The organism is Sphingomonas kaistensis (assembly GCF_036884275.1).
In the GTDB taxonomy this organism is placed as follows: domain Bacteria; phylum Pseudomonadota; class Alphaproteobacteria; order Sphingomonadales; family Sphingomonadaceae; genus Sphingomicrobium; species Sphingomicrobium kaistense_A.
Genome location: NZ_CP145607.1, coordinates 1,846,811 through 1,865,398, shown reverse-complemented (window position 1 = coordinate 1,865,398; position 18,588 = coordinate 1,846,811). Strand labels below are relative to the sequence as shown.

Genomic DNA, 18,588 nt, shown 5'->3' with positions numbered 1-18,588 from the left:
TGGTGAGCTTTGTCATTCTCGCTTACAATCAAGAAGATCTGATCGCCGAATCCTTTGCGGGGGCGATCTCCCAGACTTATTCGCCCATGGAGATCATCCTCAGCGACGATTGTTCGCCGGATGACACGTTCGCCCGTATGCAGGATCTCGCCGCCAATTATCGAGGTCCGCACCGCGTCAGGTTGAATCGGAATGCAGAAAATCTGCACATCGGCGGGCACGTTCAGAAGGTCGCCGGTCTATCCAACGGGGATCTGATCGTCGTCAACGCCGGGGACGACATTTCCGAACCCGACCGCGTGGAAGGCCTCGTCGCTGCCTGGCTGTCGGAGGACAGGAAGCCTGATCTTCTGCACAGCGACGTGTCCAAGATCGCAATGGACGGGACGCCTTTGGGAATGATCGCAAAACCCGCTCCCCTGATGCGATCGTCTGTCCGGCCGGCCGCACTTGCCATGGCAGGGGAAAGCGTGATCGGCGCCAGCCAGGCATGGACCAAGCGCCTGTTCGACAGTTTTCCGGCCCTAAGCAGCGAGATCACGTCGGAAGACCTGGTGCTTCCCTTTCGCGCCGCGCTGCTGGGCGGCAATCATTATGTCGCCAAGCCCTTCGTCAGGCATCGCGTCGGCGGCATCTCCGCGGACTTTCTGTCGGACAGTGCGCACAACGCCCTCTGGGGTAGTGGCCTGAAAGTCAGGCGCTGGTTCTGCAGTAGCTTGGAGCAGATGTTGCGGGACATCGACGCACGGCCGGACCTCGATCGCGACGGCACTCTTCGAACCACCCTGACAGCACAGCTCGCGCGGCATCAGGCGCCCTTGGATCTCGCAAAGGTATCATGGCCAGCGAGGTGGGCCGTTGCCGGCAGGCTCCTGCGCAATGCGGAGATAAGCAGGGCCGATCGCTTGCGATATTCCTTCATGTATCTCGCGCCCACCCTGTGGAGCCTGCAGCTGGGGGTGAAGCGGCGGTTGGGCCGGTTGTAGGCGCAACAACGAGCATTCTTTGCAGGCCGCACTCGATCGCGAAGGGCGCTTTTCCCTCTTTTCTTGTTCCAATCGTCCCTTCATATAAAAGGTGCTCGGTCGGCACGAATTTCGAGGTTGCGACCCGCCTGCCATGAGCGTTCCAGAGGCCCCCCTGGTGACTCTTGTCTTGCTTGCCTTCAAGCAGGAAGATTACGTCGAAGCGGCCGTGCATGCGGCTTTCGCACAGACCTATCAGCCACTCGAAATCATCCTCAGCGACGACTGCTCGCCGGACGGGACCTTTGCCCGGATGCAGGAACTCGTCGCCACTTACCGCGGTCCGCACCGGGTCAGGCTGAACCGCAACGAGTCAAACCTTCACATCGGCGCGCACATCCAAAAGGTTGCCGAGCTATCGTCGGGCGAATTGATTGTGGTGAATGCGGGCGATGACCTGTCCGAGCCCCATCGCGTCGAGCGCTTGGTTGCGGCATGGTTGGCAGGGTCACCCCGACCCGACCTTCTCCACAGCGACGCGCGCAGCCTTTCGCCCGACGGAGTTGTGGGCGAGGTGATGAAGCCGTCTGCATTGCTGCGCACCAACTCCACTCCGCTGCAATTGGCAGCGGGCGGCGAAGGCGTGATGGGTGCGACCCAAGCCTGGTCGCGCCGCTTGTTCGAGCGATTTCCGCCGCTTGGCCGTGACATTCATTGCGAGGATCGCATCCTGCCCTTCCGGGCCGCGCTGGGCGGGGGGATCGCCTATGTCGCGGAGCCGCTGGTGCGGTATCGTACGGGCGGTATCTCGGCCGACTTCCTTTCCAACGGTGCGCGCGAAGCCCTGTGGGGCAGCGGGCTGAAGGTACAGCGCTGGCTGCGCGACGGTTTTGCGCAGATGCAGCGCGACCTGGACGCCCGGCCCGACCTCACCGTAAATCCTGCCTTGCGCGATCTCCTGGCCCGGCAGGAAGCGCGCCATGCCGCGCCGCTGGCGCTTGCCAGCATTTCCTACGGCAAACGATTTCGGTGCGCGGCGAGGGTGCTCCGGAATCGCGAGCTTCCTGGCGGGATCGGCTTCGCCCCACGCTTATGTATCTCGCGCCGCCCTTGTGGAGCCTGCAACTCGAAGCCAAGCGGCGGCTCGGCCGACTCTAGCGACGGCGAACCAGGCGCTTGATCCTCTCGGCGACGCGCTCCGTACGGTACGCACCGATGCCGGTGCCGAGTACCCGCAGCAACAACGGGTCCGACCTTCCGGCGCGGCGATCGATGGCTTTGGCCATGGCGAACAAGTGGTTTGCGGCCTGTCGCGAGCGGGCGCGCGCCGCGTCCCGCCCCGCGATCCAGATCAGGGTCGCCAAGGCCTCGCGCGCCCGCTCGTCGAAGTCGGGAAGCCTGGCCGCCAGCTCGCTGATTGCGGACCATAAGGTGATCGCTCGATGTCCGAATCGCTCATTCGCGATGCCCGACAGCCGCGGCGCATCGTGCAGCCGCACCCTGATGGTTGGAATGTCGCTCGCCACATAGCGGAAGCCCGCGGCATACACGCGAAGCGAGAACTCATGGTCCTCGCCGAGCCGGAGATCGCGGCGAAGCCCGCCGAGATCACGAAACATCGGCGCGGGAAGCAGCGTCAGGCCCAGCGGCATGGTTCCTGACAACAACGCCGCCAGATCGAATGCATCGCCATTTCGGGCAGAGCTGAACCCGTAGGTCGTACCTGCGCAGGGACGGCCGCTACCGTCGATCGTGGTCGCGTGTCCGAACGGGATGTTGCCGGGTCCCAGTCGACGCGCTTCGCCGAGCAGCATCGACACCGCATCCGGTTCGATCAGATCGTCGGAGTCGGCGAAGAACAGATATTCACCGCGTGCTGCGTTCGCCGCCAGATTACGCGCGGCGCTCGGACCTTGGTTCTGCTGCCGCAGCACACTGATCCGGTCGCCATAGCGCGCCAGCAAAGCGGGCGTATCGTCGGTGGACCCGTCGTCGACCACGATCACCTCATTGTCGCCGCCCTGCGCCAGCGCGCTGTCGATCGCTTCGCCAAGCAGGGGGGCGCGATTGAAGGTGGGGATGATGATGCTGACGTCGGTCACGGAAGCGGGCTTAACCCCCTGCCCTCAGCCGGCAAGCAGTTCTTCGTAGCGCTGGAGAGCGGCCGGCCCGCTGATCGCAAGGGCGCGAGCCCGTTGTCGCTCGGGGTTCGGCGGCTCGATTAGTTCGTCGAGCATGGCCCGGCAGAGCGCGTTCGCGTCGCCGACGGGAACCAAGCGGCCGAAGCGTCCACCCTCGAGCAATTCCGCCGGCCCGGCTTCGCAATCGGTGCTGACGATGCGCAGTCCCGCATGCAGCGCTTCGACGAGGACCAGCGACATGCCTTCGTAATCCGACGACAGGACGAACAGATCGGCGTCGGCGTAGAATGGCCAGGGATCGAGCTGGAAGCCGGGCAACACCACTTGATCGCGAAGCCCGAGGCGATCGCGCAGCGCCTCGAGCTTTACCCGCAACGCGCCGTCGCCGAGGATGATCAGGCGGGCGTCCGGATACTGCCTCGCTACTAGCGCGAAAGCTTGGATCAGAAGCTCGTGATTCTTTTCGGCTTTGAACGATCCCGCCGAAATGATGCGCGGCGATGCGCCTGACCACGCCTGCCGCGTCTCGGCCGTCGATGCGACCGCGTCGGGCAGAGCGACCGGATTGTAGATCGCCTCGACCGCATGTGGCGGCAGACCGGCAAGCTTGGCCACGTCGGCGGCGGCACCCTTCGATGCCGCGACCCGGTGTTCGGCGCGCGGATAGAGCAGGCTCATGCTCAGCCGCAGTGCGAGGCGATTGCGGGTCCCGGCATAATGATCGGAGAGGAATGTGTGATCGCTCAAGACCAGCTTTGTCGTCGAGCGGGCCAGGAACTTCGCCGCAACGGCGATAACGGTGCAGGGCCACATGATCGCTTGCAACGACCACGGGCGCTCGGCCTTGAGATAGCGCATCAGCCCGACCCCGCTGACGGCCAGCCGCGAAGAGCGCAGCTCGACGAGCTTGACCCCGGCAGGTACCAGCGGAAGCAACACCCCGCCGCCGAACGCCAGTACCAGATGCACCTCGTGGCCGGCGGCGACGAGATGCCGCATGATCTCGAGTTGCACCCGCTCCGCGCCGCCTCCGTCCATGCCCGGCAGGAAGAAGGCGATCTTTCGCCGCGGCCTGGAACGAGCCTCAGGGCTCTCAGACAAAGCGGCGGAAATATTCAATCGTGCGCGCGAGACCCTGCTCCAGCGGCACGGTCGGTTCCCAGCCCAGCTTCTCGCGGGCAAGGCTGATGTTGGGCTGGCGCTGCTTGGGATCGTCGGCGGGCAGCGGCAGGCGGATGATTTCCGAGCTGCTGCCGGTTCGCCGGATCGCCATTTCAGCAAGTTCGAGGATGGTGAATTCGTTGGGATTGCCGATGTTGATCGGCCCGGTGACCTCGGCCGGCGAATCCATCAGCTTGACGAAGCCGTTGATGAGGTCGTCGACATAGCAGAAGCTGCGGGTCTGGCTGCCGTCGCCGTAGATGGTGATCGGCTCGTTGCGCAGCGCCTGCATGATGAAGTTCGAGACCACGCGCCCGTCGGCCGGGTGCATGTGCGGGCCGTAGGTGTTGAAGATGCGGACGACCTTGATCTCCATCCCGTGCTGGCGATGATAATCGAAGAACAGGGTTTCGGCGCAGCGCTTGCCCTCGTCGTAGCAGCTGCGCGGGCCGATCGGATTGACGTTGCCCCAATAATCTTCCTGCTGCGGATGGACGTGGGGGTCGCCGTAGACCTCGCTGGTCGAGGCCTGGAAGATCCGCGCGCCGAGGCGCTTGGCCAGCCCCAGCATGTTGATCGCGCCGATCACGCTGGTCTTGGTCGTCTGCACCGGATCGTGCTGATAATGAATCGGCGAGGCTGGGCAGGCGAGATTGTAGATCTCGTCGACTTCGACGAACAGCGGGAAGGTGATGTCGTGCCGCAGGAACTCGAAATGCGGATTGCCCGCGACTTCCCGCAGATTGTCCTTGGTCCCGGTGAACAGATTGTCGACGCACAGCACTTCGTGGCCGTCGTCGAGCAATCGCTTGATCAAGTGGGAACCCAGAAAACCGGCGCCGCCGGTAACCATCACACGCTTGCGGGAAGAATAATTGCGGGGCACGGCGGCTTTCGGAAAATTGGAGTGAACTGCTGCGATCATTGCCCCACCGGGGGTGGGCTGTCCAGCGACGTGGTTTGTCTCTAATCGGGCCACTGTCATGGCCGCCGTTCTTTATCTCTCTTATGATGGCCTGACCGATCCGCTGGGGCCGAGCCAGGTGCTCGCCTACCTGGTCGAGCTGGCCAGGGCGGGGCACCGCATTAGTCTCGTCACCTTCGAGAAGCCCGAGCGGTCGGCGGCGGAGCGCGAGGCGCTGGCCGCGCAATGCTTGGCGGCGGGGATCGACTGGCATCCGCAGACCTACACCAAGACGCCGCCGATCCTGTCGACGATGAAGGATCTGCGGGTGATGACGCGGGTCGCCGAGCGGCTAAACGCGCGCCAGTGGTTCGACATCGTCCATTGCCGAAGCTACCTGCCCGCGCTGGTCGGCGCACGGCTGAAGCGGAAGAGCGGCACGAGATTCCTGTTCGACATGCGCGGTTTTTGGGCCGACGAGCGGGTCGAGGGCGGGCTGTGGGACCTCGCCAAGCCGATCTATCGGGCGATCTACGGCTGGTTCAAGAAACAGGAAAAGCGCCTCCTTGCTGAAGCCGATCACGTCGTCGTGCTGACTGAGGCCGGGCGCGACATCCTGCGCGGCGAGTGGCAGGTGCCGGCGTCGGTTCCCGTCACGGTCATCCCGTGCTGCGCCGACTTCGCAGCGTTTCCGGCGGTGACGCCGGATGCGCGGGCCGCAGCGCGACGGTCGCTCGAAATTCCCGGGAACGCCACGGTCGCCGCCTATCTGGGGTCGATCGGCACCTGGTACATGCTCGGCGAGATGCTCGACTTCTTCGCGGTGCAGCGCGCGCGCGATCCCGCCGCGGTGCTGCTGTTCGTCACGCGCGACGCGCCCGAGCCAATCCTCGCGCCGGCAGCCGAGCGCGGCATCCCCGCTTCCGCGCTGCGTATCCAAAGCGGCACCCGGGCCGAGGTCCCGCGCCTGCTGGCCGCCGCCGACTATGGCCTGTTCTTCATTCGCCCGACCTTTTCCAAGCAGGCGAGTTCACCGGTGAAACTTGGCGAGCTCCTGGCGATGGAGCTGCCGATCGTGACCAATGCCGGCGTGGGGGACGTCGACCGCATTCTTGAGGAAACCGGAGCGGGCGTGTCGATCGACGCCCTCGACCGGTCCGGTTACGAGCGCGCGCTGGACGAGTTGGCGACCTTGCGACCGGATATGACCCGCTGGCGCGAAGGCCGTGCGCGCTGGTTCGATCTTGGCGAAGGCGTCCGGCGCTACGACGCCATTTACGACGAGCTCAGCGCCTTGCGACCTCGCGGAAGAGGCTGACCAGCCGCGGCGCCTGCGAGGCGAGGGAATAGTCGGTCACCGCGCGTTTGCGGCCTTGCTCACCGAATTGCCGCCGGAGCGCAGGATCGGCGATCAGGCGGCGCAGGCCCGTCTCCCATTGCTGGTCGCTCGATGCGAGGAAGCCGTTCCGCCCGTCCTCCACGATGCTGTTGTTGACGCCCACTGGCGAAGCCATGACGGGCAATCCGCAGGCCATATACTGGATGAGCTTGAACCCGCTCTTGCCGCGCTCGAACGGTCGGTCGAGCAGCGGCATGATGCCGATCGACATTGATCGGACGGCGGCGATTTCGCTGTCCTCGCTCCATTCGACGAGATCGAGGCCCTCGAATCGGTCCGCTTCGGCCGCCGTGCCGGCCCCGACGGCACGGACACGGGCGCCCGTCTCGCGGTGCAATCGCTTCAGCAGGGGGAGCAACGGGCGCATGTTTGGCCAGGTGGTGGGACTGCCGATCCAGCCGATGATCGGTCGCTCCGCCAACGAGACAGAGGGTCGCCATTGCTCGGTATCGACCACCGTCGGCACGACGAGCGTCCGTTCACAGAAGCGCGCGGCATGCTCGCGGAGCATTTCGTTGCCGCAGGTAACCGCCGTGGCCCCTTTCAGGAGGCGATCGAATTTCTCGCCCAGTAGGCCGCGCACCGTTGCTTTGCGATGCCCCTGGTAGGCGAGATGAAAGGCGTCGTCCCAGTCGTAGATGACCGGCGCCCCCTTCGGCATGGCGGCCTGTTCGAATGCTGCCGGAAGATAGGGAAACAACTCCCCGTAGATCCACAGGAGATCGGGCTTGCGCGCCGTGGCGAGCGTCGCGAGGCGGCGAGCGTAGGCTGCGGCGACCCCGCTCCCGGTCCCGCTGCGCCCGTCGACCAGCCGCTTCATGTGGCCGTGCCCAAGCAGCGGGTGCCATTCGACTTCGATGCCCGCCTTTTCGAGTTCAGGAAGGAACTGAAGCAGTCGGTAGCGTGTGCTGGCGGCGTCGCGATCGTATCGGGTGAACGCCAGAACCCGCATCAGCCTTCGTCCAGCAGCCTCTTCACCACGGGCGCGAGGCTGGTCTTCCACTCGGGCAGGGCGAGCCCGAAGGTCTCGTTCAGTTTGGCCCCGTCGAGCACCGACCACGCGGGACGCTTTGCCGGGGTCGGGAAGTCGCTGGTCGGGATCGGCCGGATACGAGTCTGCGCGCCGCTCATCCGCATGATCTCGGCGGCGAATTCGGCCCAGCTCGCCTGCCCGCTGCCAGCCGCATGATAGGTTTCGCCCCAACCCGTCCGGTCACCGCCTGCGCGGCGGGAAGCGAGCGCGAGGAGCACGTCGGCAAGATCGAGCGCATTCGTGGGCGATCCCATCTGGTCGGCGACGACCGCAATCTCGTCGCGGCCGCGCGCCAGGCGCAGCATGGTCTTCACGAAGTTCGCGCCGAAGGGCGAATAAACCCAGGCGGTGCGCAGGATCAGGTGGTCGCCCTGCCCTTCCCCCACCGCCGCCTCGCCCTCGGCTTTGGTCCGGCCATAGGCGCCGAGCGGGGCGATGGGTTCGTCCTCGCGCATCGGCGCATCGCCGGTGCCGCCGAACACATAGTCGGTGGAGACGTGAATCAGCGGTGCGCCGATCGCTGCGGCGGCCTCGGCGATCTCGCCCGCCGCTTGCGCATTAATGCGCCGCGCCAGCTCGGGCTCCTGCTCGGCCTTGTCGACCGCGGTATAAGCGGCGGCGCTGATCACCAAGTCGGGACGCGTTTCGCGAATGACCGCGGCGGCCGATCCCGGAACGGCGAGATCGCATTCGGGCCGGGCAGCGAAGTGCAGCGAAAGGTCCGGGTAATCGCACGCCCCCTCGGCAAGACTTCGCGCAAGCTGGCCGTCACGCCCGGTGACGAGGATCTTCATCACGCTTTGCCGAGCCGCTCGCCGGCATAACGCTCGCGCAGCGGGCCCCACCACCATTCGTTGGCGAGATACCAGTCGACGGTGCGGGCAAGACCCTGTTCGAAATCGACCGACGGCGTCCAGCCAAGCTCGCGCTCGATCCGCGAGCAGTCGATGGCGTAGCGGCGATCGTGGCCCGGACGGTCGGTGACGAAGGTGATGAGTTCGCGCCGCTTGCGGCCGTCGGCCAGCGGGCGACGCTCGTCCAGCACGTCGCAGATCGCTTCGACGACCTGCAGATTGGTACGCTCGGCCTTCCCTCCGACATTGTAGCTTTCGCCGACCACGCCGGTGCGGAAGATGGTTTCCAGCGCGGCGGCATGATCCTCGACGAACAGCCAGTCACGGACATTCTCGCCCTTGCCGTAGACCGGCAGCGGCTTGCCCTCGAGCGCATTCAGGATGACCAGCGGGATCAGCTTTTCAGGGAAGTGATACGGCCCATAATTGTTGGAGCAGTTCGACAGCACCACCGGCAGGCCGTAGGTGTGATGCCAGGCGCGGACAAGGTGGTCGGACGCCGCCTTGCTTGCGCTATACGGCGACGACGGCGCGTAAGGCGTTTCCTCGGTGAAGAACCCGCTGTCGAACGGCAGATCGCCGAACACTTCGTCGGTCGAGATGTGGTGGAACCGGAAGGCGTCTTTCACGTCGCCTTCGAGGCTGCGCCAATAGTCAAGTGCGGCCTGAAGCAGCTTGTAGGTGCCGACGACATTGGTCTCGATGAACACGCCAGGCCCGTCGATCGAGCGATCGACATGGCTTTCCGCCGCCAGGTGCATGATGCCGCTGACCTGTTCTTCGCGCAGCAAGGCGCCGATCAGCGCTTGATCGCCGATATCGCCTTCGACGAAGCGGTGGTTTTCCGACCCTTCGACTTCCTTGAGGCTGGTCAGCGAGCCCGAATAGGTCAGCTTGTCGAGGGTGATGACGCGCTGGCCGGAGGCGACCAGCCGGCGCACCACGGCACTACCGATGAAGCCGGCACCGCCGGTGACGAGAATGGCACTCATGAAAAGACTTCGGCCTCTGCAAGATGGGGGGCGTTCTGATCCTTGGTCGACAACAGCCATTGGTCGCGGGGTAGCGGCCAGTCGATGCCGATGGCGGGATCGTCGGGATTGATGCCGCGGTCGTGGGCGGGGCTGTAGGGCGCGTCCACCTTGTACTGCACCTCGCTCCCGTCTTCGAGGGCGAGAAAGCCATGGGCGAAACCCGCCGGGACCAGCAGTTGATTCCAGCTGTCCGCCGACAGGGTGACGCCGATCCATTTTCCGAAGGTCGGGCTTGACCGGCGAATATCGACTGCGACATCGAACACGCTGCCGCGCGTCACGCGCACGAGCTTGGTCTGAGCGATGGGTTCGAGCTGATAATGAAGGCCGCGCAGCACGCCCTTGGCCGAACGGCTGTGATTGTCCTGCACGAAGCTGTAATCGAGCCCGGCTTCTTTAAAGCTGCGCTCGCTCCACACTTCGGAGAAAAATCCGCGATCATCGCCGATCTTTCGCGGCAGCAGTTCAAGGACGCCCGGCAACCCGGTTTCCCTCACCTCAAGCATCGGCGAGCTCCTGCACCCGGCGGCGAAGGTAGGTGGCGTACGGCGTCTTGCCGAGTTGTTCAGCACGTTTCAACACGGCGGCGCCGTCGAGCCAGCCCTGCTCGAGCGCGATTTCCTCGGGGCACATCACCTTCACCCCTTGGCGATGCTCGATGGTCCGGACAAAGCTGCTCGCATCAAGGAGGCTTTCGTGCGTGCCGGTGTCGAGCCAGGCATAGCCCCGGCCGAGCCGGGTGACGTACAGATCACCGTCCGCGAGATAAGCGCGATTGACGTCGGTGATCTCGAGCTCGCCGCGCGGGCTGGGCGCGAGATTGGCGGCGATGTCGACCACGCGATTGTCGTAGAAGTACAGGCCGGTCACCGCGAAATGCGATTTCGGATTGGCGGGCTTTTCCTCGATATCGGTGACCCGGCCATCGGAATCGAAGGTGGCGACACCATAGCGCTCGGGATCGTCGACCGAATAAGCGAACACCGTCGCACCCGTCTCGCGCGCCGCGGCCTCGCGGGCGAGATCACCAAGACCGGCGCCGTAGAAGATGTTGTCACCCAGCACGAGCGCGACCTTGTCGTCGCCGATGAATTCGCGCCCGATGATAAAGGCTTCGGCAAGACCATTGGGCTCGGGCTGCACGGCATAGCTCAAACGAATGCCGAATTCGCTTCCGTCGCCGAGCAGTCGCTGGAAGAGCGGCAGATCGTGAGGCGTCGAGATCAGCAGGATGTCGCGGATCCCCGCCAGCATCAGCATGCCGAGCGGATAATATACCATCGGCTTGTCGTAGACCGGAAGCATCTGCTTCGACGCGGCCAAAGTCGCCGGATAGAGGCGGGTCCCGCTCCCACCGGCCAGAATAATCCCCTTCACTGCTTCTCCCCGCTTCGCTACGCCGCGCCCCATGAGGCTTCGACCGTCCGATAGCAGAGACTTTTGCCAAAGCGAGCGTAAAGTCCGGCGGCAGGTCTCGCAAAGCGGTGGCCGCCCGTGATCCCCTACTGGTCTCTTTGGGCGTTCTTCTTTCTCGGCGTGATGTTGTCGCAGCGTCACAGTGCGCCGGAATGGCAAACGCCCCAAGACCGTCACCAATATCCAGGGGCGCTTTCCGCCACGGATGGCCCCGGCTTGTCGATCATCGCGGTGATCGGCCTTATCGGCATGACGCTGATGATCGGGCTTCGCTACGACGTCGGCGGCGACTGGGAAACCTATGAATTCATGTTCAAGCGCGCCGGTTTCCGGACGCTGGACCAGACCTTGCTGCGAGGCGACCCCGGCTACGAATTCCTGAACTGGCTGGGCCAGCAGGTCGGGGCGGACGTGTGGCTGGTCAACCTCGTCTGCGGGGCGATCACCGTCTGAGGTCTTGCTGCGCTGGTCCGCAGAGAGCCCAATCCATGGCTCTCGCTGCTGTTGGCGGTTCCGTATCTGATCGTCGTTGTCGCGATGGGCTATACTCGGCAAGCCGCGGCGCTGGGGTTTCTGATGCTGGGGCTCGCCACCCTGCTGCGCACCGACAGCCTGCCGCGCTTCATCTTCTGGGTCGGGATGGCCGCGCTTTTCCACAAAAGCGTGGTGGTGTGTCTGCCGATGGTCGCCTTTCTTGGAAACCGCCGCAGGATCGTCGATATCGCCCTGCTCGCCACCGCCGGCGTCGGGCTTTACACATTGTTGCTGCAGGACAGCGTCGAGGCATTGGTCAAGAATTACATCGGCGCCCGCTACAGCTCGTCGGGCGCGGCGATCCGCATTTCCATGTCGCTGCTGCCGGGGATCATCTTCCTCATTTATCGCAAGCGCTTCGGGTTCAGCGAAAGCGAGGAGAAGCTTTGGCGCAACTTCTCGTTGGTAGCGATCGCCAGCACGGTCGCCCTCGTCGTCTCGCCTTCATCGACAGCGGTCGACCGGGTGGCGCTTTACCTGCTGCCGATCCAGGTCGTCGTCCTGGCGCGCATTCCGGGCACGCTGCTGCAGCGCGGTTTGGGAACGTTCCTGGTCGCCGCCTACAGCGCCGCGGTGCTATTCACCTGGCTGACGTTCGGTACCTATAGCGACCACTGGATCCCCTATCGCACTTGGCTCGACGCTTAGGCGATCATTCCACTGTCACGCTCTTGGCGAGATTGCGGGGCTGGTCGACGTCGGTGCCCTTCCACACCGCCACATGATAGGCGAGCAATTGCACCGGCACGGCATAGACGAGCGGCGCGATCAGTTCGTGAACCGACGGCATTTCGATCGTCGCCACACAGCCCTCGCCCGCCGCAGCAATGCCCTCGGCATCGCTGATCAGGATGATCTTGCCGCCCCGGGCGCTCACTTCCTGCATGTTGCTGACGGTCTTGTCGAAGAGGGGTCCCGACGGAGCCAGCACGATCACCGGAACGGCATCGTCGATCAGCGCTATCGGCCCATGCTTCATCTCGCCCGCGGCATAGCCTTCCGCGTGAATATAGCTGATTTCCTTCAGTTTCAGCGCGCCTTCGAGTGCCATCGGGTAATCAGGGCCACGGCCGAGATAGAGCACGTCGCGGGCCGGCGCGATCAGCGGCGCCATTGCCTTGATGTCGTCATCATGCTCGATCGCGCGCGCCATGGCCTCGGGCGCTTCGGTGAGATGAGAGACGATTTCGCGCTCCTCGTCCGCCGTGATCCGGCCGCGAGCGCGGGCGAGATTGACCGCCAGCGCGGCGAGCACGGCAAGCTGGCAGGTGAAGGCCTTGGTCGAGGCGACGCCGATCTCGGGGCCGGCGCGGGTCGGCAGGAGCAGATCCGCTTCGCGCGCCATCGAACTGGTCGGCACGTTCACGACCACCGCGATCTTCTGCCCTTCAGCCCGCGCATGGCGAAGCGCGGCGAGCGTATCGGCGGTTTCGCCCGATTGGCTGATGAAGAGGGCAAGGCCGCCCTTTTCGAGCACCGGGTCGCGGTAGCGAAACTCGCTTGCGACATCGATGTCGACCGGTACGCGGGCGAAGCGCTCGATCCAGTATTTGCCGACCATCCCGGCGTAATAGCTGGTGCCGCAGGCGACCATCGTTACCCGGTCGACCTGGCTCAGGTCGAAGTCGGCGGTGGGGATGGCGACTTCGCCGTCGAACGCACGGACATAGCTTTGCAGGGTCTGCGCGACGACCAGCGGCTGCTCGAAAATCTCCTTGCGCATGAAGTGCGCGTGATTGCCCTTGGAGATGGTCTCGGCATTGGCTTCGCTGGTCACGATCTGGCGTTCGACAGCCTGATTGTCGCGATCGAAGATGCGGACCTCCTCGTTGCGGACGACGACCCAGTCGCCTTCTTCGAGATAGGCGATGCGGCGGGTCCACGGCGCCAGCGCGATGGCGTCGGACCCGAGATAATTCTCGCCCTCGCCATAGCCGACGGTCAGCGGCGCGCCCATCCGGGCGCCGATCACGAGACCGTCGTGGTCACGGAATAGAAAGGCCATGGCGAAAGCGCCGTGCAGTCGCGGCAGGACGACGGAGACCGCTTCTTCGGGACTGCGACCAGCCTCGACCTCGCGCGCAACGAGATGAGCGACCACCTCGCTGTCGGTTTCGCTCAGCAGCGTGCGGCCTCCGGCGACCAGTTCGGCGCGGAGCGGCTTGAAGTTCTCAATGATGCCATTGTGAACCAGCGCCACCGGCCCGGCGATGTGCGGGTGGGCATTGGCCTCGGTCGGGCGCCCGTGCGTCGCCCAGCGGGTGTGCGCGATGCCCGTGATGCCGGGAAGCGGACTGTCCGCCAGCCGCGCACCCAGATTGTCGAGCTTGCCCTCGGCCCGCCGGCGGTCGAAGCCGCCTTCGACCAACGTGCAGATGCCCGCGCTGTCATAGCCGCGATATTCGAGGCGACGGAGGCCCTCGAACAACCGCTGGGCAACCGGTTCCTGACCGACAATGGCGACAATTCCGCACATGACGCTTACTTGCCCTTCTTGGCCGACTGGCGTTCGCGAAAGCGCGCCGCCCAACCGGTGAGTTGCTTCTGTTCGGCACGGGTGACGCCGAGCGCATCGCCGTCCACATCGCGGGTGACGACCGAGCCTGCCCCGACGATCGCGCGCGCTCCGACGGTCACCGGCGCGACCAGCGAAGAGTTGGAACCGATAAAGGCGCCTTCGCCGATCCGCGTCGGATACTTGAAAAAGCCATCGTAGTTGCAGGTGATGGTGCCGGCCCCGATGTTGGCGCCCGCGCCGACTTCGGCATCGCCGATATAGCTCAGGTGATTGGCCTTGGCCTTCGCGCCCAGCCGCGCCTTCTTGATCTCGACGAAATTGCCGACCTTGGACTTTTCGCCGAGCTCCGCGCCGGGGCGCAGGCGAGCGTAGGGACCAACCTCGGCGCCGGGCCCGACCAGCGCGCCTTCGAGATGCGAAAAGGCGCGGATGATCGCGCCATCGGCGACGGTCACGCCCGGACCGAAGAACACGCTCGGTTCGATCAGCACGTCGCGCCCGAGCCTGGTGTCGGCGCTGAACCAGACGGTGTCGGGATCGAGCAACGTCGCCCCCTCCACCATCGCCTGAGTTCGGCGGCGCCCCTGCCACTCGCGCTCGACCTGCGCGAGTTCGGTGCGGCTGTTGATCCCCGCGGTCTGCCACGCATCGCATTCGACCGCGACACTGTGACGCCCTTCAGCATTGGCGATCATCACGATATCGGGGAGATAATATTCGCCGGCGGCATTATCGTTGCCGACTTGCGACAGCCAGCGGAACAGGTTGGTCGCGGCAACCGCCATCATCCCGCTGTTGCAAAGCCGAACCGCGCGCTCCTCTTCGGTCGCATCCTTATATTCGACCATCTTGGCGATCGTATCGCCGTCGCCGAGAATGACCCGACCATAAGCCGCGGGATCGGCGGGCGAGGAAGCGAGCACAACCACCCCCGGCGCGTCCTCGGCCTCGAGCCGCGAACGCATGCGCTGCAGCGTCTCGACATCGACGCACGGCGTATCGCCGTACAGCACCAGCACGGTGCCTTCGAAGCCGGCCAGCGCATCGGCGGCCTGTGCGACCGCATGGCCGGTACCCTTCTGCTCGGCCTGTACCGCCAGCGTCAGTCCGTGTCCTTCGAGCGCGCTTTCAAGCTGCTCGCGGCCCTTGCCGACCACCACCACCCGCCGCTCGGCATCAAGCGTATCGACGGTATCGAGAAGGTGCATCAGCATTGGCTTGCCGGCGAGCGTGTGAAGGACCTTGTGCAGGTCCGAGCGCATCCGGGTGCCCTGCCCGGCAGCGAGAATGACAACGGCAAGCGGCTTCATGATCACGGCCTGTGGCAGAGGACGCGTCAAAGAGAAAGAGCCCCCGTCCAGCGGACGAAGGCCCTTTTTGTCGCTTGCTGCGGGAAGCTTAGCTGTCGCTGCCGCCCTCGCCCCCGCCATTCGAGCCGCCACCCGTGGGCTTGCGGGTCGAACCGCGCCGGGCCGTACCCGTGCTCCGCGCGGTGGTCGAACGCGTGCGTGCAGCGGTGCCGCTGCGGCTGGCGGCAGCGCGCTTGGGCGCGGTCGCAGCGCTCTTGGCGGCACCAGCGGCACCTTCGGCCTTCTTGCGGGTGCTGGTCGAAGCGCCGCTACTGCTGCGCGACGAAGTGGAGCGGCCCGTGCCGGTCGCCTTTTCCTTGGCCGCCGAGGCGCGCTGGCTGGCGCTGCGTTTGGCAGTGCTTGCACCGGATTTGGCCGACGACCTGCGGCTGCTGCCCGACGAAGATGACGACGAGTCCGAACCGCCCAGCACCTTTTGCGCGGCGTCGGCGACGGCTTCGGCGATCAGCGAGCCAAGCTTTCCGACGCTGTTCGCCATCGAGGTAGCCGCATTGGTCGCGCTATCGGCCGCGTCCAGCCCGGCGTCGCGGATCTTGCGGCGGACCGTAGGGCTCGCGCTGATCGCGGCAGCCGCGGCGGCGAGGCCCGCGGCAAGCATTTCCTTGCTCATCGCCGCCTTGGCGAGCTTGTCGAGCGTTTCGTTGAGATTGCCGTCGTGGCCATCCTTGGCGTCGTTGCCGCTATCGCTGGAACCGGCTCCGCCGCCGGCCGCGCCGAGCTTGTCTTCCTGACTGGTGAAGCTGCTGCTGCCGCCCTGATTGTTCGATTTCGAGGTCTTGGACCTGGCCACGAGATAATCTCCCCGTTGGATGCGTTGCCGACAAGACGATGCAGCGCCGCAACGGTTCCCGCGAATACGCCGTTCCAGACGCGTAAAAGGGACCGTCGTCCCGTAAGACAACGGCCCCTTCGACATGGTCAGCGGCCGGAGAGCTCCAGCCCGGGAGACCATCGGGCAGGCTGATTAGGCCTGCATCTCCCGAACGAACTTCACCGTGCCCCTTGCTGAACCATGAGACATCGGATCACCTCCTTTCGCTGTGTTGTTGGCACCCGCAGAATGCGCGAAAGTATGGATCGTTCAAGCCTTGAAATGATCGTCAGCTTCGGCAATCCTCGACCGCTCGTGCCGGCTCCGGGGCCGAACGCAGGACCAGCGGCATGACGCCGGTCGCATCCACCCACAACCGCCCGCGGCTGAAGGCGATTGCGTCGAGCAAGGGATCGCTTGCCAGCAGCATGTTGCCGGGCGGAAGCTGACGCTCGCTGCTGGTCGTCGCGATGCGAATCCGTTGCGTGGGCGCCGCACCGGTGCGTGAAAAGGTGATTCGCCGAGTCGCGCGGGTGCATCGGATCACCAGCTGCACCCCGCGCGAATCGGAAAACATCGCTTCGCTGGCGTCGGAAGCGTTGCGCCAGCTCCATACCCCGGCGGTGGTCGCGCGGGTCCGCCAGTCGGCCGGCGGCGGTTGAAGCGCGGGCGCGGCGGCGGTCTGCAGCGCGGCAAGCGTCAATGCAAAAAGGCTCACCCGGTTCAGCTCCCCAGCTTGTCGACCTTGGCCCGAAGCGCGTCGAGCTCGGCCTTGAGCGCCGCGACGTCGTCCTTGGGCTGAGCCGGCTCCGCCGCCCGCGCGGGCGCCGCCGCTGCACCGGTGAACGCCTTCGCGCCTTTCTCGAACAAGGCCATCTGCCGCTTCGCCATGTCGGCAAACAGGTTGGTTCCGAATGCGTCCTTGAAGGCGGCCTGGTTCTTGGAAAAGCTCTGCATCGCGGCGTCGAGATATCCCGGCACCATCGTCTGCATCGAGTTGCCGTACAGCGCGATCAGCTGGCGCAGGAAGCTCGCCGGAAGCATGGTCGCCCCGCCGCGGGCTTCTTCCTCGACGATGATCTGGGTCAGCGCCTGATGGGTAATGTCCTCCCCGGTCTTGGCATCGACCACGACAAAATCGCGCCCCTCGCGGATCATCTGCGCCAGGCGATCCAGCGTGACATAGGTCGAGCTTTCGGTGTCGTAGAGTCGCCGGTTGGCGTATTTCTTGATCGTGACCTTGTGGGGCGAAGCATTCATGGGCAGTCCTTGCGGCGACGTGGCCCACGACCTAGCACCGCCGCATACTGCGCCGCAACAAATGCGCGGGCCACGGCCTTTGCCGTTATTCCTCGAATTGCTGCGCGACGCGGCCATCGATGACCCGGCATTGGGCCGCGCGGCGCTCGACGGACTGCGCCGCTACCAGTTCGCGCCGCCCCCGCCATCACGGCGCGAGCGACCGGTCGTGCAGGAAGTGGCCGGCGTCACCCTGCGCGATTGCGGAGGGTCCGGGCCGACGGTGATCCTGGTCCCTTCGCTGATCAATCCGCCGACCATCCTTGATCTCGACCCCGATTGCTCGCTCGCCGATGCGCTCGCGGCGCGGCACCGGGTCCTGCTGCTCGATTGGGGACTGGCCGCGGCGCGCCAGGAGCTCAGCCTCGACGGCCATGTCGATGAGCGGCTCGTACCGTTGGTCGAAGCCGCCGGTCCCGCGATTCTGGCGGGCTATTGTCTGGGCGGTACGCTCGCACTTGCGGCGGCAGCGCGAACCTCGGCCGTGCGGGTGGTCGCGACCCTTGCCTCGCCTTATGATTTCGGCGCCTACGAAGGAAGCGCCAGGAAAGCGCTGCTGGCCCTTTGGCGGGCAAGCGAGACGGCGGCGGGCCGCCTCGGCTTTCTGCCGATGGAAGTGCTTCAGGCCGCCTTCTGGCAGATCGACCCGGCGCGGATCGTTGCCAAATTCGCCCACTTCGCCACCGCCGACCTCGGGTCGAGCCAGGCGCAGCGTTTCGTCGCTCTGGAAGATTGGGCCAATAGCGGCGAGCCCCTTCCCCTGCCGGCAGCGCGCCAACTGGTGGAAGACCTGTTCGGCAACGCGGGCATGATCGCCCCCCTGCCCGCCTGCCCGATGCTCCATGTCACCGCCACCGGCGATCGGATCGTTCCCGCGGCGACTGCTCCCACCGGCGAGCGGCTGTCCTCGCCTTCGGGCCATGTCGGCATGATCGTCGGCCGCGATGCCGCCACCTCCCTCCACGCCCCGCTGTTGAGATGGCTTGAAGGCGTCGCCCCGTCCCGCTAGGGCCGCTCCGCACGCACCCGTAGCTCAGCTGGATAGAGCGCTGCCCTCCGAAGGCAGAGGCCACAGGTTCGAATCCTGTCGGGTGCGCCATTTTCCAGTGCATCCTTGTTTCCCTTGTCGCTCGGCAAGAAGCTGGTCTT

The 18,588-nt window shown here is 65.3% G+C and carries 17 protein-coding genes, 1 tRNA gene and 1 pseudogene; 6 read left to right on the top strand and 13 right to left on the bottom strand.

All coding sequences use genetic code 11. The features are described 5' to 3' along the window. Positions 1-2 precede the first annotated feature (2 nt). Together V6R86_RS09035 and V6R86_RS09030 are read left to right on the top strand one after the other, a co-directional pair. Positions 3-986 (top strand): glycosyltransferase, encoded by a 984-nt coding sequence (locus V6R86_RS09035; RefSeq protein ID WP_338503903.1) that lies wholly within the window; start codon positions 3-5, stop codon positions 984-986. A 157-nt stretch (positions 987-1,143) separates the two neighbouring features. Continuing rightward, the gene (locus V6R86_RS09030; protein ID WP_338503902.1) at positions 1,144-2,145 is read left to right on the top strand and encodes a glycosyltransferase; all 1,002 of its coding nucleotides are present in this window, start codon (positions 1,144-1,146) and stop codon (positions 2,143-2,145) included. Here V6R86_RS09030 and V6R86_RS09025 read toward each other — a convergent pair. From V6R86_RS09025 to V6R86_RS09015, 3 genes are read right to left on the bottom strand one after another with little or no spacing between them, the layout of a single operon-like run. Next, positions 2,120-3,067, bottom strand: a complete 948-nt coding sequence (locus V6R86_RS09025) for a glycosyltransferase family 2 protein (RefSeq protein ID WP_338503901.1) — start codon at positions 3,065-3,067, stop codon at positions 2,120-2,122. The two genes, V6R86_RS09030 and V6R86_RS09025, sit on opposite strands and share 26 nt — an antisense overlap. 24 nt (positions 3,068-3,091) lie before the next feature. Beyond that, complete coding sequence (locus tag V6R86_RS09020; RefSeq protein WP_338503898.1) at positions 3,092-4,144, bottom strand: glycosyltransferase; 1,053 nt, start codon at positions 4,142-4,144, stop codon at positions 3,092-3,094. A gap of 55 nt (positions 4,145-4,199) precedes the next feature. Next, positions 4,200-5,192 (bottom strand): UDP-glucuronic acid decarboxylase family protein, encoded by a 993-nt coding sequence (locus V6R86_RS09015; RefSeq protein ID WP_338503896.1) that lies wholly within the window; start codon positions 5,190-5,192, stop codon positions 4,200-4,202. 58 nt (positions 5,193-5,250) lie between these two features. Here V6R86_RS09015 and V6R86_RS09010 point away from each other — a divergent pair, with 58 nt between their 5' ends. Beyond that, positions 5,251-6,489 (top strand): glycosyltransferase, encoded by a 1,239-nt coding sequence (locus V6R86_RS09010; protein WP_338503894.1) that lies wholly within the window; start codon positions 5,251-5,253, stop codon positions 6,487-6,489. On the opposite strand, the gene V6R86_RS09005 is transcribed toward V6R86_RS09010, so the two are convergent. Genes V6R86_RS09005 through rfbA form a run of 5 tightly spaced genes read right to left on the bottom strand, consistent with a single transcriptional unit; the run spans position 6,458 to position 10,868 of the window. Next, complete coding sequence (locus V6R86_RS09005; RefSeq protein ID WP_338503893.1) at positions 6,458-7,522, bottom strand: glycosyltransferase family 4 protein; 1,065 nt, start codon at positions 7,520-7,522, stop codon at positions 6,458-6,460. The genes V6R86_RS09010 and V6R86_RS09005 overlap by 32 nt on opposite strands. Further along, positions 7,522-8,397 (bottom strand): dTDP-4-dehydrorhamnose reductase, encoded by an 876-nt coding sequence (rfbD, locus tag V6R86_RS09000; RefSeq protein ID WP_338503891.1) that lies wholly within the window; start codon positions 8,395-8,397, stop codon positions 7,522-7,524. Before rfbD ends, V6R86_RS09005 begins: the two co-directional genes overlap by 1 nt. Beyond that, positions 8,397-9,449, bottom strand: a complete 1,053-nt coding sequence (gene rfbB, locus V6R86_RS08995; protein WP_338503889.1) for a dTDP-glucose 4,6-dehydratase — start codon at positions 9,447-9,449, stop codon at positions 8,397-8,399. Before rfbB ends, rfbD begins: the two co-directional genes overlap by 1 nt. Continuing rightward, the gene (rfbC, locus tag V6R86_RS08990) at positions 9,446-9,997 is read right to left on the bottom strand and encodes a dTDP-4-dehydrorhamnose 3,5-epimerase (RefSeq protein WP_338503887.1); all 552 of its coding nucleotides are present in this window, start codon (positions 9,995-9,997) and stop codon (positions 9,446-9,448) included. The genes rfbB and rfbC overlap by 4 nt, the downstream gene beginning before the upstream one ends. Then, positions 9,990-10,868, bottom strand: coding sequence for a glucose-1-phosphate thymidylyltransferase RfbA (rfbA, locus tag V6R86_RS08985; RefSeq protein ID WP_338503885.1), 879 nt, complete (start codon positions 10,866-10,868; stop codon positions 9,990-9,992). Before rfbA ends, rfbC begins: the two co-directional genes overlap by 8 nt. A 162-nt stretch (positions 10,869-11,030) precedes the next feature. On the opposite strand from rfbA, the pseudogene V6R86_RS08980 reads away from it, so the two are divergent. Then, positions 11,031-12,089: pseudogene (locus tag V6R86_RS08980) on the top strand (EpsG family protein). A gap of 4 nt (positions 12,090-12,093) precedes the next feature. On the opposite strand, the gene glmS reads toward V6R86_RS08980, so the two are convergent. The 5 genes from glmS to phaR form a co-directional block, all read right to left on the bottom strand. Then, positions 12,094-13,917, bottom strand: coding sequence for a glutamine--fructose-6-phosphate transaminase (isomerizing) (gene glmS, locus V6R86_RS08975; protein ID WP_338503882.1), 1,824 nt, complete (start codon positions 13,915-13,917; stop codon positions 12,094-12,096). A gap of 5 nt (positions 13,918-13,922) precedes the next feature. Further along, positions 13,923-15,275, bottom strand: a complete 1,353-nt coding sequence (gene glmU / locus V6R86_RS08970) for a bifunctional UDP-N-acetylglucosamine diphosphorylase/glucosamine-1-phosphate N-acetyltransferase GlmU (RefSeq protein WP_338503879.1) — start codon at positions 15,273-15,275, stop codon at positions 13,923-13,925. An 82-nt stretch (positions 15,276-15,357) separates the two neighbouring features. Beyond that, the gene (locus V6R86_RS08965) at positions 15,358-16,119 is read right to left on the bottom strand and encodes a hypothetical protein (RefSeq protein ID WP_338503877.1); all 762 of its coding nucleotides are present in this window, start codon (positions 16,117-16,119) and stop codon (positions 15,358-15,360) included. Between the two features lie 310 nt (positions 16,120-16,429). Next, positions 16,430-16,858, bottom strand: a complete 429-nt coding sequence (locus V6R86_RS08960) for a hypothetical protein (RefSeq protein WP_338503875.1) — start codon at positions 16,856-16,858, stop codon at positions 16,430-16,432. 5 nt (positions 16,859-16,863) lie between these two features. Then, entirely contained in the window at positions 16,864-17,400 is a 537-nt protein-coding gene (phaR, locus tag V6R86_RS08955) for a polyhydroxyalkanoate synthesis repressor PhaR (RefSeq protein ID WP_338503873.1), read from the bottom strand. A gap of 79 nt (positions 17,401-17,479) precedes the next feature. Here phaR and V6R86_RS08950 point away from each other — a divergent pair, with 79 nt between their 5' ends. Together V6R86_RS08950 and V6R86_RS08945 are read left to right on the top strand one after the other, a co-directional pair. Continuing rightward, the gene (locus V6R86_RS08950; RefSeq protein WP_338503871.1) at positions 17,480-18,448 is read left to right on the top strand and encodes an alpha/beta fold hydrolase; all 969 of its coding nucleotides are present in this window, start codon (positions 17,480-17,482) and stop codon (positions 18,446-18,448) included. Between the two features lie 13 nt (positions 18,449-18,461). Continuing rightward, positions 18,462-18,538 (top strand) — tRNA-Arg (locus V6R86_RS08945). Positions 18,539-18,588 lie beyond the last annotated feature (50 nt).